The organism is Tardiphaga sp. 768_D3_N2_1 (genome assembly GCF_052076105.1).
In the GTDB taxonomy this organism is placed as follows: Bacteria; Pseudomonadota; Alphaproteobacteria; order Rhizobiales; family Xanthobacteraceae; genus Tardiphaga.
Map to the genome: position 1 here is coordinate 774,193 of NZ_CP197245.1, position 13,524 is coordinate 787,716.

The following is a 13,524-nucleotide window of genomic DNA, read 5'->3' on the forward strand; positions in this document are numbered from 1 at the left end:
TGCCCATGATCCGCTTCCCGATGTCACGCCGCACGATGCTGGCGCTGGCTAGTCTCGCGATGTTCATGCCCGCGTCGGGTCATGCGCAAGCAACCTATCCGAACAAGCCGATCCGCATCGTTGTGCCCTTCGCGCCCGGCGGCAGCACCGACGTGCTTGCGCGGCGTCTCGCAGATAAACTCGCCGCCGACTGGGGCCAGCCCGTCGTAGTCGACAATCGTCCCGGTGCCGGCGGCACCCTCGGGGCCGACTTCGTGGCCAAGTCTGCACCTGACGGCTATACTTTGCTGGCGGGTGTGACCGGCAGCAACGCCATCGCGCAGGCGCTGTACCCCAAACTGTCCTACGACGTGATCAAGGATTTCGCGCCATTGTCGGTCATGGTGAGCGCGCCGCTCGTGCTTGCCGTCAACCCCGACGTCAAGGCGAAGACGGCGGCCGAGTTTCTCGCTCTGGCCAGGTCGAAACCGGATGCGCTGACGTTCGGCTCGCCCGGCAACGGCACTTCGATGCATCTCACCGGCGAAATGTACAAGCAGGTTGCCGGCGTCTCGATGGTGCACGTTCCCTATCGCGGCAGCGCGGCCATGCTCACCGACCTGATGAGCGGTCAGATCCAGTCGTCATTTGGTGACGTCCTGGTGCTGATGCCGCAGATCCAGGCCGGAACGGTACGTCCACTCGCCGTCACTTCGAAGACGCGGCATCCCATGCTGCCGGATGTGCCGACCCTGGATGAAGCGGGGCTTCCGGGTTTCGAGGCGTCATCATGGCAGGGCCTGTTCGCTCCGGCCGGCACGCCGCCCGACATCGTCGAGAAGCTGGGCGCGGCGGTGATCAAGTACATGCAGTCTCCCGACATCAAGGATTTCTTCGCGTCGCAGGGGTTCGTCGTTCAGGGATCGACGCCAGCGGCATTCAAGGCCTTTGTCGCAAGCGAGGTGCAAAAGTGGACGCCGATCGTGAAGAATTCCGGCGTGCAGGCCAATTGAGCTGGCACGTCCCAACTCTGTAGCGCAGTTGCACCCGAACGACCTCGAAGCGTGTCAGAGTTGAAAGGGCGTTTGCGGTTATTACGGTGAGCAGGACAATACGCAATCGATAACTTTCGTTTTTAGGCATCGCGCCGGAAAACTTTATTACTGCCCCCTAATGGCGCAATATCCGCGTTGCTTCTAGACTTGCTTTTGCGAGTTTTGACGTTGCCGCTCAATTTTCACCAATTTTTGGGGGGCTCACCTTTGGCCGAAAGTGAGATTGCGAGTATTCGCGGAGTACTGCTCTCAAAGCCCCGCCCGGTCGGGTGGGAGCAGCGCCGGCAGCGACTTGATGAAGTCGGGTCGATCTGGCCCGTGGCCGACGATGTGGAGTTGCGGACTGTCGATTGCGGGAATGTCGCGGGGGAATGGTCGTTCTCGCCGGGGGCAGATAAGACGCGCGTACTTCTGTATTTTCATGGCGGCGGTTTTTGTTCGGGATCAATCACCAGCCATCGACGCCTTGTGACAGAGGCGGGGCGGGCTGCTGGCGTAAGCACCCTTGCGATTGACTATCGGCTAGCGCCGGAAAACCCGTTTCCCGCCGCCCACGATGACGCGATGAGTGCTTGGCGATATCTACGCCAGCAGGGCATAGATCCAAGCAATATCGTAGTTGGCGGTGACAGCGCTGGCGGCAATCTCACAATTACGCTGATCAATGCCTTGCGCAGCGCCAATGAGGAGCCGCCGGCATGTGCTTGGCTGATTTCGCCCTGGACCGATCTTTCAATGTCTGGGACGACTCTACAGAGCAAGGACCAGATCGATCCGATCATCCACCGTGGCTACCTCGAGGAATTAGCTGACGCTTATGCTCCAGCATCGCTCGACCGCAGGAGCCCGTTTCTGTCTCCGCTGTTCTCGAACCTCAGAGGATTTCCACCAACACTCATTCAGGTCGGGTCTGCCGAAACTTTGCTCGCAGACTCGACGCGTTTCGCGGAGGCTGCCGCGATAGCCGACGTCGCGACGACGTTGGAGGTGTGGCCCGACATGATCCATGCATGGCCTCTTTGGAATGCTGGTCTTACAGACGCAAGATTGGCGCTCAGGTCAGCTGGACAATTCATCAAGCATCGATTGTCAGATCTAGTTCCGTAGGGGCTGCGAGAGGATTGCGAGCCAGTCGTCTGCGCTCGTGAATATCGGGGTGCGATAACGACCGCACAAAGTCGCCCGCTTCTGGCGCGAAGTCGACATTCAGTAAGTACGATCTGTCTGGTAGGAGCCCCGCCGTCGCCCATTAATTTGGCAGCTCTGCCTAAATCGTGGGAGCGGACGATCCAAATTATTGTGCGCTCAGGGACAAGCTTTCCACGGAGGCACGCCCGTAGGCTCTTTTGAGGTTTGGAACATGGCCGGAGCCATGACAACGTCGAAGGAGCGATCGAATGGTCAAGTTGCATTTTGCCGGCATCCGTAGGCCTTGGCCTGAACCCGGCGCGATGAGTGGATGGCGCGCGGCGGCAGTGGGCGCGCTATTGGCGGTCGGCACCTTTGTTCCGATGTCGGCACAGGCGGCCGTGCCGGCGGCTTGCGCCGAGTTGCAGGCGAAATATCCGGACTGGAAAGGCAAGACACTCGTCAATGCGATCAACCCGCATACGCCCGGCTATGAGTCGATCGATCCCAAGGATCCCAGCAAATATATCGGCTTCGATATCGATCTCGGTGAGCAGATCGGGGAATGCCTTGGCTTCAAGCTAACCTACAAGGCTGTGACCTTCGCCGCCTTGCTGACCACGCTGGCATCGGGCCAGGCGGATATCGTGATCTCCGATATCTATGCCACTGAGGAGCGCGCCAAGGCCGCCGACTTCATCACCTATTCCAAGGTGTTCGACGGCGTGCTGGTCGCAAAGGGCAACCCAAAGAAGATTACCGGCATCAACACCTCGCTGTGTGGCACGGCTGCGGCGGAAAACACTGGCTATGTGGAAGTGCCGCTGATCCAGGCGCTGGGGCCGGAGTGCAAGAAGGAAGGCAAGGCGGAGCCGACCATCCAGCTCTATGACAACAATGCCAACTGCATCCAGGCGATTCTTGCCGGTCGCGCTGACACCTATATCAACGACGTCAACACCGTCGATAACGCGGTGAAGGCCTATCCCGACAAGCTCGAGAAGGCGATCGCGGTGACGATCCCCTATCAGGTCGGCATTGCCGTGCCGAAGGACAAGCCCAAGTTCCGGGATGCTGTGAAGGCCGCACTCACCGAAATCTACAAGTCCGGTGATCAGCTCGCGTTGCTGAAGAAGTGGAAGCTCGATCCGGAAAACCTGATGGAGCCCGGCCTGCTGACAGTCAAGTAAATGCCACTTCTTACGTAAGGGACGATCTGCTCAATGGAGCTGTTCCTCCACTATCTCAGCATGCCGTATATGATCGAGGGCATCCAGGCGACCTTGCAGGTCACCGCCCTCGGTCTTGGTGGCGGGCTGATCCTCGGCCTGATCCTGGCATGGATGCAGCTCAGCAGATTCAAGCCGCTGGCGTCCTTCGCCCGGGTCTATGCCGTGATCTTTCGCGGCACGCCGCTGATCCTGCAGATGGTGTTTGCCTATAACGCCCTGCCGCAGATTGGCATCAAGCTTCCCGCCATTCTCGCTGCCGGTCTGGCGCTGGCTTGTAACGAGGCGCCATTCATTGCCGAAATGCTGCGCTCCGGCGTGCTCGGAGTCGACCGCGGCCAGGTGGTGGCCGGCCAGGCGCTCGGCATGACGCCGGGTGTCCTGATGCGCCGGATTATCGCGCCGCAGGCGATCCGGTCCATGATCCCCGCTTTCGGCAACGAGGCCGTCAGCGCGCTGAAGAACTCATCGCTGGCCTCCGTCATTGCGGTGCAGGAACTGACGCTGCGTTCGACGCAACTGGCATCCTCGACCTTCGACTTCTTCTCGATCTTCTTCGCATCGGGCTTGATCTATCTGCTGCTGACCGCGGCAATTGCGGGCATCCAGCTGCTTCTGGAATGGCGGTTCGACCTCGATCGCACGTCGAAGCGGACCGAACTCATGCGTCTCCTGCCGTGGTATCGCGCGCCTGGTATCGACGATGCGCTGGCGCCGCAGGCTGCCGCGCTGCCGGAGATTTTGTCCGATGGTGGCGTTGCCGAACTGCCTCCGCCGCGGCTGCGGCCGGAACGCGCCGACCGCGCCAAGCGCGCGGAGATCCTGGCGCGCAATAATATCGCCGTCGAGGTCTCGGATCTCCGCAAGAGCTACGACAGGAACGTGGTGCTCGACGGCGTCGACATCACGGTCAGGATCGGTGAAGTGATCGCGCTGCTCGGACCAAGCGGCTCCGGCAAGAGCACGCTGCTCCGCTGCATCAACAATCTCGAACTGTGGGACGACGGCGCCATCAAGGTCGCCGGCCGCCAGCTTGGCTTCAACGCGCATGGCAGGCCGCTGTCGCCGCGTTTGCTCGCTAATGCCCGCGCCGAGGTTGGCGTCGGCATGGTGTTCCAGCAGTTCAACCTGTTCGGCCACCTCACGGCCAGGGAAAACATCGCTGGTCCGCTGCGCTGGGTGCACGGCGTCGCGCGCGCCGATGCCGAGCGCCGTGCCGATGAACTCCTGGCGCGCGTCGGTCTCAGCCATCGCGCCGATGCGCTGCCCAGGCATCTGTCCGGTGGCCAGCAACAGCGCGTCGCCATCGCTCGCGCGATCGCGCCCAATCCGAGCGTGCTGCTTCTGGACGAGCCGACATCGGCACTCGATCCCGAACTGGTCAATGAAGTGCTCGAAGTGATCCGCCGTCTCGCGGTCGAGGACGGCCTCACCATGATCATTTCCACGCATCAGTTGCGCTTCGCGAGCGAGGTCGCAGACCGTGTGGTGCTGCTCGCCGGTGGCGCGATCATCGAGGAGGGGCCGGCCAGCGAAGTCCTGACCAATCCGCGCAATCCCGTCGCTCAGCGTTTCCTCAATGCGATGGAGGCGGAAGTCTCGTGATCGTTACGCGTCGCAAGTTCGTTCAGTTTCTATGAGGGCCTCAGTATGAAGCATCATCTTCTTCCGGTGTCGCCGAAGACCGTTCACTGGGGCTATTTCAGCAAGGTCGTGGCGCCCGCACTGACACTGAAATCAGGCGACCGCGCCACCATCGAGACGCTGACGCATCACGCCAATGATGATTACGAGCGCATGATCGAAGGCGATCCCGGCGCTGAAAGCGTGTTCAAATGGAGCCGCGAGCACAAGGCGGTGGTGCGGCGCGGCTCGGGCCCGACCGAAGGTCCGTTCATCCGCGGCTCCGGCGAAGGCGTCGGCGTGCATCTGCTCACCGGGCCGGTGGCGATCGAAGGCGCCGAGCCGGGCGATGTGCTGGAAGTGCGTATTCTCGACGTGCGCCCGCGGCCGGCCTGCAAGGCCTGTTATGCTGGCAAGTGCTTCGGTTCCAACGTCGCGGCCAATTGGGGCTTCCACTATCACGACCTGATCGAGGAACCGAAGCCGCGCGAGGTCGTGACGATCTTCGAGCTGGATACGTCGGGCGAGCCGTTTGCCAAGGCAGTTTATAATTATGTCTGGACGCCGCAGACCGATCCCGATGGCATCCTGCATTCAACCATCGATTATCCCGGCGTCCGCGTCGATCACGCGACGATCAAGAAGCGCGATAACATCCTGCCCAATGTCAGGGTTCCGGCCCGATTGCATTTCGGCACTATGGGCCTCGCGCCATCCGAGGAGGACTTCGTGTCGTCGATTCCGCCGAGCTACACTGGCGGCAATATCGACGACTGGCGCGTCGGCAAGGGCGCCAAGATGTTCTATCCCGTCGCGGTGCCCGGCGCGTTCTTCTCGGTGGGCGATCCCCATGCCGCGCAGGGCGACAGCGAGCTTGGCGGTACCGCGATCGAGACTTCGCTGACCGGCGATTTCGAGTTCATCCTGCACAAGCATCGCGACCTCGGCGGCACGCCGCTCGAAGGCCTGACGCATCCGATGCTGGAAACACCCGACGCCTGGTCGGTCTATGGCTTTACCTTTCCGAACTATCTCGCCGAACTCGGCGCCAATGCCCAGCTCGACGTCGCCAACTATTCCAGCCTCGATCGGGCCATGCGCGATGCATTCCGCAAGCTCAGGCGTTTCCTGATGACGGTGCACAAGATGAGCGAAGACGAGGCGATCTCGCTGATGTCGGTCGGTGCGGATTTCGGGGTGACGCAGGTGGTCGATGCCAATTGGGGCGTCCATGGCACGATCCGCAAGAACGTCTTCCGCTGCGACTAAGCGGATGAAATCGCACTGAATTCGGTTGTGAGGAGGATGGCGCGGTGACCGGAGAAGTTGCGGGGCAGGGCGCTGTGTCCTTCGGGATGGCACGGAGGTTGCTTCGCTTTGGCTATGAAGGTCGATGCATGAGCCTCCGTCCGTTCACCAGTGAATCCTACTCCGAAGACGACCGCCCCGAAGCATGGCGCGACGTCCTGACTTCGATTGGCCTGCAGCCGACGGCTGCGACAACCACGCATCATGGCCATGCGACTGCAGTTCGTCGGACCTTCGAAGGCATTGCGCTGGCCAAATTGTCTGCCGGCGCACAGGCGATCTCGCCATTGTCAGATCTGGCCAGCGATCATCCCCTCGTATTGCTGCCGCTCGAGGACGGCGTTGCACTGAAGACCGCAGCGGGACATCAGATTGTCGCCGCCGGACATCTGCTGCTGTTGCCACGCAAGGGCGGTTGGAGCGTGTCGTTCCAGCGCGACATGCGCGCGGTGGTGCTGTCGGTGATCTCCGATCCGCTGCATGGCCGGCGCGCCGGCGCATGGGCTATCGCCGATGTTCGGGTCGTGGCGCCCGGTGGCTTCGGCGGTGTGTTCGCGCACATGATCGAACTGACAGCGCGGAATATCGAGGCATTGTCCGATATCGAATGGACCGCGGTCGCGCAAAGCCTTGCAGACCTGCTCCCGACTTTTACGCGCCAATCGGGCGAACCGACCGGGGACCTGAGTAGCGGTACGGCCACCAAGGCGGCGATCCTGCATCGGCTCTGCCAGACCATCGAACGCCGGCTGGACGATGCGGATCTGACGCCGGCCAAGGTGGCGCAGGCCGAAGGCATTTCCGAACGTTATCTGCAGAAACTGTTCGAAGGCACCGGCAGCAGCTTTACGCACTATCTGCGCGAACGCCGGCTGCAGCGCACCTGGGCCGATCTGTCGAATCCGTCCGAGGCGCATCATTCAATTTCCGAAATCGCATTCCGCGCCGGCTTCAACGACTCCGCGCATTTCAGTCGCACGTTCCGTCACCGTTTCGGCCTGTCGCCGCGCGAGTTTCGCCAGAACGAGGCCGAGCGCCTGACAGCGTCTGCGACGGCAGCGGGACAACGCGGCTGGCCGCAGGAAGCGCTGGCGCAGTTGCGCGGTCAGCACGCGCCGTCGACCGCGGGGAAGATTGCACAGCCGGAGCCGGCCGCGACGATCACACACGACATCGCGGATGCGTCGAAGAACCAGCAGCATCATCATCTCGTGGCCGATGCGTCCCGCGTGCACTGGGGCTATTTCAGCCGCTCGTTGCCGCCACAGATCGAGATCAATTCCGGCGAAACGATCACCATCGAAACACTGACGCAGCATGCGTCCGACGATCCCGAGCGGATGATCAAGGGCGATAGCGGCGCTGAGAGCGTGTTCCACTGGACGCGCGATCAGAAGAAGGTGGACCGCCGCGGCGCCGGACCGATGGACGCCTCGGTCTATGGCCGCGGTGCCGGCGAGGGGTTTGGCGTCCACATCTGCACCGGGCCGGTGGCGATCAGGGACGCGCAGCCCGGCGACGTACTGGAAATCCGCATTCTCGACATCGTGCCGCGCGCCAGTCGCAATCCGGATTTCGAAGGTCAGATTTTCGGCAGCAGCGTCGCGGCGTGGTGGGGCTATCATTACAAGGAGTTTCTTGCCGAGCAGAATGCGCGCGAGGCGGTGACGATCTACGAAATTCTCGATCACGACGACGAGCCATATGCGCGTGCGCTCTATTCATATCGTTGGGAGCCGCAGACCGATCCGTTCGGCACCGTGCACAACACCTACGACTATCCTGGCATTCCGATCACGCCGGCCTCCGTGCGGCGTCGGCATGATGTGCTCGACGGCATTCGCATTCCGCTGCGCCCGCATTTTGGTGTCATTGCCGTGGCGCCGCGCGAAGCCGATCTCGTCGATTCAGTGCCGCCAGCCTATTTTGGCGGTAATCTCGACAATTGGCGGCTCGGCAAGGGATCGACGGTCTATCTACCGGTCTCGGTGCCCGGCGCATTGCTGTCGGTCGGCGATCCCCATGCTGCGCAGGGCGACGGCGAATTGGGCGGCACAGCGATCGAATGTTCGATGACTGGAACGTTCCAGGTGGTCTTGCACAAGAAGGGCAATCTCGCCGGCCAGGCATTCGCCGATCTCACTTATCCGCTGATCGAGACCGAGACCGACTGGGTGCTGATGGGCTTCAGCCATCCCAACTATCTCGCTGAATTCGGCGCCAAGGGGCAGAGCGAAGTCTATGCGACCTCGTCGCTCGATCTCGCGATGAAGGACGCCTTTCGCAAGATGCGGCGCTTCCTGATGAACATCAAAGGTCTCACCGAGGACGAAGCGATCGCGCTGATGTCGGTCGCGGTCGACTTTGGCGTGACGCAGGTGGTCGATGGCAATTGGGGCGTCCATGCCATTTTGAGCAAGCGTGTGTTCGACCACACGTCAAAATCATAAGATCCAGGAGACGCGCTGTTGCAATTTCACATGATCTCCGGCGGCCCGAAGCCGGTCGCGCCGTTCAGCCATGCTGTGGAGACCGACGGCTTCGTGTTCGTCACCGGGCAGATGCCGGATACACCGGCAATGCCAGGCGTGCTGCCCGATGGTATCGTGGCTCAGACCAAAGCGGTGATGGAGAATCTGCGCGTCGTGCTCAAGGGGCTCGATCTCGGCTTAGAGCATATTACCATGACGCGAATCTACCTGACCGAGTTCAAGCGGGACTATGCCGCGATGAACGAGACCTATCGCAGCTACTTTCCGCCGGATCGGCTACCGGCGCGGACCTGTGTTGGCGTCACTGGGCTAGCCTATGATGCCTTGATCGAAATCGACTTGGTTTGTCGACGGCCCACATAATGGTCGGTGCGAAGAGATGGAAAACCTAGTTCGCCTTTTCGATCAGGCTTTCCAGCAGGCGCTTCAGGTCGGCAGTTGCCTTGTTGCCGTAGTTCTCCGCGATGTGCGCTTCCTGGCTCAGCGCCAGCGAGTTCAGCCGCTGGGTCAGCGTCTTGCCCCGGTCGAGCGCCTGATCGTGCTGGCCAAGGAGATCGCCGTGGTCATCGTTGAGCAGCATCTCGATCTGGCGCTGCATGTCGCCAGCCGGGCCTATGTTCTGGACCGCGGCCGGGTTGCGCTGACAGGTTCGGCCGGTGAGATTCGCGACGATCCGAGATTGTTGCAGTATCTGGCGCCTTAGAACCAAGAGAAATCGTTGGCACGTACCTCCTTGCAGCCGTCGCTTCAAGGTGAACAACAGCCACTTCTGGCGTTAAGCGGACGCTTCGGTCATCGATGCATAATTTGCTTGAGGAATGCACGGGTTCGATCCTGTTTCGGATCCGAAAAAAAGCTGGCCGGCGCGCCTTCTTCGATGATCCGGCCTGCGTCCATGAACACCACGCGGTCGGCGACCGTGCGCGCGAAGCCCATCTCGTGGGTGACGCAGACCATGGTCATCCCTTCGCGGGCTAGGCCGACCATGACGTCGAGCACCTCCTGGATCATTTCCGGATCAAGCGCCGAGGTAGGCTCGTCGAATAGCATGATCTGCGGCTTCATGCACAGCGCACGCGCGATGGCGACGCGCTGCTGCTGGCCGCCGGAAAGCTGGCTCGGATACTTATCGGCCTGTTCTGAGATCCGTACGCGCTCAAGAAAATAGCGCGCGACCTCGTCGGCTTCCTGCTTCGTTGCACCGCGGATCTTGCGTGGCGCGATGGTGAGGTTCTGCAGCACGGTCAGATGCGGAAACAGGTTGAACTGTTGGAATACCATGCCGACATCGCGGCGAACCACGTCGACATTGCGCGTCGAGTGATCCAACTCGACGCCATTCACCATGATGCGGCCGTCGCGATGTTCTTCCAGCCGGTTAATGCAACGGATCATGGTCGATTTGCCGGACCCCGAAGGCCCGCAGACCACGACGCGCTCGCCGCGCGCCACCGTGAAGTCGATGCCCTTGAGCACTTGGACGTCGCCATACCATTTGGTGACACCGGACATCTGAATGATCGGCGCGGACATCTCTGCAGGCGCTTGCACCATGGTGTTCTCCGAAACGTTGCTCATGATGCCATCCAGCCGCCATCGACGAGGATGTTTTCGCCCGTCATGAAAGTTGCCTCGTCGGAGGCGAGAAACAGCGCTGCATTGGCGACGTCGTCGGGACGGCCCAGCCGCGGCATCGGCGTGCGGCTGGTGGAGTAGTCCATCCAGCGCGGCTCCGCAGCGCGGCCCGGCTTGCCAGTGACAATCTTGCCGGGAGCGACTGCGTTGCAGATGATGTGATCCTTCGCGTAGTCCGCCGCGATCTGCCGCGTCATGTAGACGACGCCGGATTTGGAGGTGCCATAGGCGATGTCTTCCGGGCAGGCGATCATGCCATGTTGCGAGGAGATGTTGACGAGGCGGCCGCGGGCCTCGTTGCGGATATCCTGGGTCAGCATCTGGTTGACGGCGGCGCGCGACATGAGAAATACGCCGGTAAGATTGACCGCCAGCGTCCTGTCCCATTCGGCGAGGCTGGTGTCGGTCAGACGCTTGCCGGTGCCGATGGCGGCGTCGTTGACGAGCACGTCGAGGCGGCCGTAGCGCGCAACGGTCTGTTGGACGGCGCGGATGGTGTCGTTCTCCGAGACGACGTCGATCTGGATGAAATCGACCTCATAACCGTCTGCACGCAGCAGCTCCAATGTCGGAGTGCCGCCCTCGCGTACGTCCATGGTGAGATCCGCGAGCATGAGTCTCGCACCCTCGGCAGCAAACCGGCGGGCGATGGCGCGGCCGATGCCTGAGGAAGCGCCGGTGATCAGAACGGATTTTCCAGCCAGACGCTTGCTCATGCGGGTTCTCCTGCCTGCGGCAACCAGCCGAGATAGTCGCGCGCCGCATCTTCCAGATGAAATTGAGGCTTGAAGCCGGCATCCGCGGCGAGTCGCGCAATGTTCAGCGGCGCGCGGTCCTTCGGCAGGCCATAGATCACGTTGCCCTCTGCCTCGATCTCCGCCATCCGCCAGCGGAAACCGGGCATGTGCGTCGCGATGATCTCGCACCATCGTGGCAGATCGGACAACACACCGCCGCTGACGTGATAGGTGCGGTGCTTCAGCGCGTCGGAGGCGCTCACATTCGCGATGCCGAGGGCAGCGTCGCGGGAATAGATCCAATCGCCGGTCATGCTGCGCGGGAGAATCGCTTCACGGCCGTCGAGGGCCATGCGAAGCACCTGATAATGCGGGCTGAGCGCGTCGCGGACACCGGTCTGCAATTCCCATGGGCCAAAGACCGGCCCGAGCCGGACCACGCGCACGTCGAGCTTGTGAAGGTCGGCGATCCGCAGCGCCGCCTGTTCCGATGCAAGCTTTGTGATGCCATAGAGCGCGGCTGGCGCCGGCGGCGACAAATCCTCCTCGAACAGGCCCGACGCGGCCGGTTGCGAGAAGCCGTACACTGCGACTGAACTGAGCACGGTGACGCGCTTGATGGCGGGCCGCAATGTGACGCGTTCGAGCAGATTGACGGTGCCGCCGATATTGACGTCGACGATCTGGCGCGCAGCGTCATGCTCGCGCTGCGCATTCGGCGTCATCGCGGCGGTGTGGATCACGCGGTCGACGCCGGCCGTGTTCAACGCGCGGTCGACGTCGTCGGCGCTTGTGACATCGCCGGTGACCAGCGTAGCGCCGGCGAGCTCGGGACGCGCCAGCATGTCGTGGCCGGGAGCTGAGAGGTCGAACAGGATAGCGGTCTCGCCCTCGGCGATCAGGCGTTCGGCGAGCGCGAGCCCGATGAAACCGCTGCCGCCGGTGATCAGTGTGGCCATGTCAGCGGGCTTTCAGTGCTTGCCGTTCCAGCCGCGCCACCCAGCGCGCGAACGGATACAGGATGACGAAGAAGATGACGGCGGCGGCCATCAACGGTGTCGGATTGTAGGTCTGCTCCTGGGCGACGCGAGCTGAGCGCAGCAGTTCAGGCAGCGCGACCAGGGCGGCAATTGGTGTCGCCTTGACGAGTTCCAGCGAATTGCTGGCGAGCGGCGCCAGCACGTTGCGGATCGCCTGCGGCAGCACGATGGAGAACACCACATGCAGCGGCTTGAAACCGAGCGCGCGCGCAGCCTCGGTCTGGCCATGGGGCACGGACAGGATGCCGGCGCGGAAGATCTCGCCATAATAGCCGGAATTGTTGAGCACGATGGCCAGCACCGCCGCGGTGAAGCTGCCGAGCGTCAGGCCGAGAAACGGCATGCCGTAGAAGATCAGGATCAGCAGCACCACCACGGGAAACGACCTGAACAGGTCAATATAGATCAGCAGCGCGATATTCACCCAGCGGTTCTTGAAGCTGTACAACACGCCGATGGCGAGGCCGGCGAGAATGCCGAGCGGCAGCGCCACCACCGCGAGCCAGACCGTATAGATCAGTCCCTGCAGCAGCAGCGGATAGACCCGCAACAGCGACTCCCAGTTGGCGAAATTGTCCAGGAAATCCTGCATGCGATCCGCTCAACGCCCCGTGCTGTAGCGATATTCGATCCACCGGCTGGCGATCACCAGCGGCAGGAAGAAGGTGAGGTAGAACGCTGCGGCCAGCGTCAGCGGCGAGGGATTGGCGACCAGCGCCATCACGCTCTGCGCCTGTCCAAGCGTTTCCGGGAGCGATACGGCGGTGCCGAGCGCGGTGCCCTTGCTGATGGAGATGGCGCGGTTGGTCAGAAGCGGGATCGCGAGGCGAATGGCCTGCGGCAGGATGATGGTGATCAGTGTCCGCAGCCGGCTGAAACCGAGTGCGCTTGCGGCGTCCCATTGTCCCCGCGGCAGCGCCATGATTGCGGACCAGAATATCTCGGTGGAAAAGGCCGACAACACCATGCCGAGCGCCAGCACGGTGGTCGCGAAGGGGGACAGCGCCGGGCCCATATAAGGCAGGCCGAAATAGATGAAGACGATCACGACGAGCTGCGGCAGCGTGCGCAGCACGTCGACATAGGCGGTGATGATGAAATTGATCGGGCGCAGGTTGGCGCAGCGTAGCAGCGCCAGCGACAGGCCGAACAGCGTGCCGCAGACAATAATCAAAAGCGATACGATGACCGTCGTGCGAAAGCCCGCGAGCACCTGAGGGAAGGCGCCCGCGATGACTTCTGCATTGAAGTAGTATTCGACGATCCGGTCCATCGGGTGTCCGCCAACCGCAGTCGGA

At 62.0% G+C, this 13,524-nt stretch carries 12 protein-coding genes and 2 pseudogenes; 8 read left to right on the top strand and 6 right to left on the bottom strand.

The annotated features are described in order from the left end of the window. Positions 1-5 precede the first annotated feature (5 nt). From AB8A27_RS03685 to AB8A27_RS03715, 7 genes are all read left to right on the top strand, one after another. Positions 6-992: a Bug family tripartite tricarboxylate transporter substrate binding protein gene (locus AB8A27_RS03685; RefSeq protein ID WP_441240728.1), complete on the top strand. Its 987-nt coding sequence runs from the start codon at positions 6-8 to the stop codon at positions 990-992. A gap of 249 nt (positions 993-1,241) precedes the next feature. Next, positions 1,242-2,141 (top strand): alpha/beta hydrolase, encoded by a 900-nt coding sequence (locus tag AB8A27_RS03690; RefSeq protein ID WP_441244819.1) that lies wholly within the window; start codon positions 1,242-1,244, stop codon positions 2,139-2,141. A gap of 290 nt (positions 2,142-2,431) precedes the next feature. Further along, positions 2,432-3,352, top strand: a complete 921-nt coding sequence (locus tag AB8A27_RS03695) for an ABC transporter substrate-binding protein (protein ID WP_441240729.1) — start codon at positions 2,432-2,434, stop codon at positions 3,350-3,352. A 33-nt stretch (positions 3,353-3,385) separates the two neighbouring features. Then, the gene (locus AB8A27_RS03700) at positions 3,386-4,996 is read left to right on the top strand and encodes an amino acid ABC transporter permease/ATP-binding protein (RefSeq protein WP_441240730.1); all 1,611 of its coding nucleotides are present in this window, start codon (positions 3,386-3,388) and stop codon (positions 4,994-4,996) included. A gap of 45 nt (positions 4,997-5,041) precedes the next feature. Next, positions 5,042-6,283 (top strand): acetamidase/formamidase family protein, encoded by a 1,242-nt coding sequence (locus AB8A27_RS03705; protein ID WP_441240731.1) that lies wholly within the window; start codon positions 5,042-5,044, stop codon positions 6,281-6,283. Between the two features lie 128 nt (positions 6,284-6,411). Next, positions 6,412-8,772, top strand: coding sequence for an acetamidase/formamidase family protein (locus AB8A27_RS03710; protein ID WP_441240732.1), 2,361 nt, complete (start codon positions 6,412-6,414; stop codon positions 8,770-8,772). 18 nt (positions 8,773-8,790) lie between these two features. Further along, a complete protein-coding gene (locus AB8A27_RS03715) occupies positions 8,791-9,177 on the top strand; it encodes a RidA family protein (protein ID WP_441240733.1) in 387 nt (128 codons plus the stop codon). Positions 9,178-9,202: 25 nt separating this feature from the next. Here the strand turns inward: AB8A27_RS03715 and AB8A27_RS03720 are convergent. Then, positions 9,203-9,340, bottom strand: a pseudogene (locus AB8A27_RS03720) (MarR family winged helix-turn-helix transcriptional regulator); the annotation flags it as partial. Here AB8A27_RS03720 and AB8A27_RS03725 point away from each other — a divergent pair. Continuing rightward, positions 9,341-9,517: pseudogene (locus tag AB8A27_RS03725) on the top strand (ABC transporter ATP-binding protein); the annotation flags it as partial. 89 nt (positions 9,518-9,606) lie between these two features. On the opposite strand, the gene AB8A27_RS03730 reads toward AB8A27_RS03725, so the two are convergent. The 5 genes from AB8A27_RS03730 to AB8A27_RS03750 are packed head-to-tail and all read right to left on the bottom strand — an operon-like array spanning position 9,607 to position 13,499. Then, positions 9,607-10,392 (bottom strand): amino acid ABC transporter ATP-binding protein, encoded by a 786-nt coding sequence (locus AB8A27_RS03730; protein WP_441240734.1) that lies wholly within the window; start codon positions 10,390-10,392, stop codon positions 9,607-9,609. Further along, a complete protein-coding gene (locus AB8A27_RS03735; protein ID WP_441240735.1) occupies positions 10,389-11,165 on the bottom strand; it encodes an SDR family NAD(P)-dependent oxidoreductase in 777 nt (258 codons plus the stop codon). Before AB8A27_RS03735 ends, AB8A27_RS03730 begins: the two co-directional genes overlap by 4 nt. Next, entirely contained in the window at positions 11,162-12,145 is a 984-nt protein-coding gene (locus tag AB8A27_RS03740; RefSeq protein ID WP_441240736.1) for an NAD-dependent epimerase/dehydratase family protein, read from the bottom strand. The genes AB8A27_RS03735 and AB8A27_RS03740 overlap by 4 nt, the downstream gene beginning before the upstream one ends. A gap of 1 nt (position 12,146) precedes the next feature. Next, positions 12,147-12,818, bottom strand: coding sequence for an amino acid ABC transporter permease (locus tag AB8A27_RS03745; protein WP_441240737.1), 672 nt, complete (start codon positions 12,816-12,818; stop codon positions 12,147-12,149). Positions 12,819-12,827: 9 nt separating this feature from the next. Then, positions 12,828-13,499 carry an amino acid ABC transporter permease gene (locus AB8A27_RS03750; RefSeq protein ID WP_441240738.1) on the bottom strand — a complete coding sequence of 224 codons (672 nt, stop codon included), beginning with the start codon at positions 13,497-13,499 and terminating at the stop codon, positions 12,828-12,830. Positions 13,500-13,524: the final 25 nt, after the last annotated feature.

What these genes read in the sequence shown, in the direction of transcription:
- AB8A27_RS03710 (WP_441240732.1), top strand. Translation starts at nt 6,412, where the DNA reads ATGAGCCTCCGTCCGTTCACCAGTGAATCCTACTCCGAAGACGACCGC.
- AB8A27_RS03735 (WP_441240735.1), bottom strand. Translation starts at nt 11,165, where the DNA reads ATGAGCAAGCGTCTGGCTGGAAAATCCGTTCTGATCACCGGCGCTTCC.
- AB8A27_RS03705 (WP_441240731.1), top strand. Translation starts at nt 5,042, where the DNA reads ATGAAGCATCATCTTCTTCCGGTGTCGCCGAAGACCGTTCACTGGGGC.
- AB8A27_RS03750 (WP_441240738.1), bottom strand. Translation starts at nt 13,499, where the DNA reads ATGGACCGGATCGTCGAATACTACTTCAATGCAGAAGTCATCGCGGGC.
- AB8A27_RS03685 (WP_441240728.1), top strand. Translation starts at nt 6, where the DNA reads ATGATCCGCTTCCCGATGTCACGCCGCACGATGCTGGCGCTGGCTAGT.
- AB8A27_RS03740 (WP_441240736.1), bottom strand. Translation starts at nt 12,145, where the DNA reads ATGGCCACACTGATCACCGGCGGCAGCGGTTTCATCGGGCTCGCGCTC.
- AB8A27_RS03745 (WP_441240737.1), bottom strand. Translation starts at nt 12,818, where the DNA reads ATGCAGGATTTCCTGGACAATTTCGCCAACTGGGAGTCGCTGTTGCGG.
- AB8A27_RS03695 (WP_441240729.1), top strand. Translation starts at nt 2,432, where the DNA reads ATGGTCAAGTTGCATTTTGCCGGCATCCGTAGGCCTTGGCCTGAACCC.
- AB8A27_RS03700 (WP_441240730.1), top strand. Translation starts at nt 3,386, where the DNA reads ATGGAGCTGTTCCTCCACTATCTCAGCATGCCGTATATGATCGAGGGC.
- AB8A27_RS03730 (WP_441240734.1), bottom strand. Translation starts at nt 10,392, where the DNA reads ATGAGCAACGTTTCGGAGAACACCATGGTGCAAGCGCCTGCAGAGATG.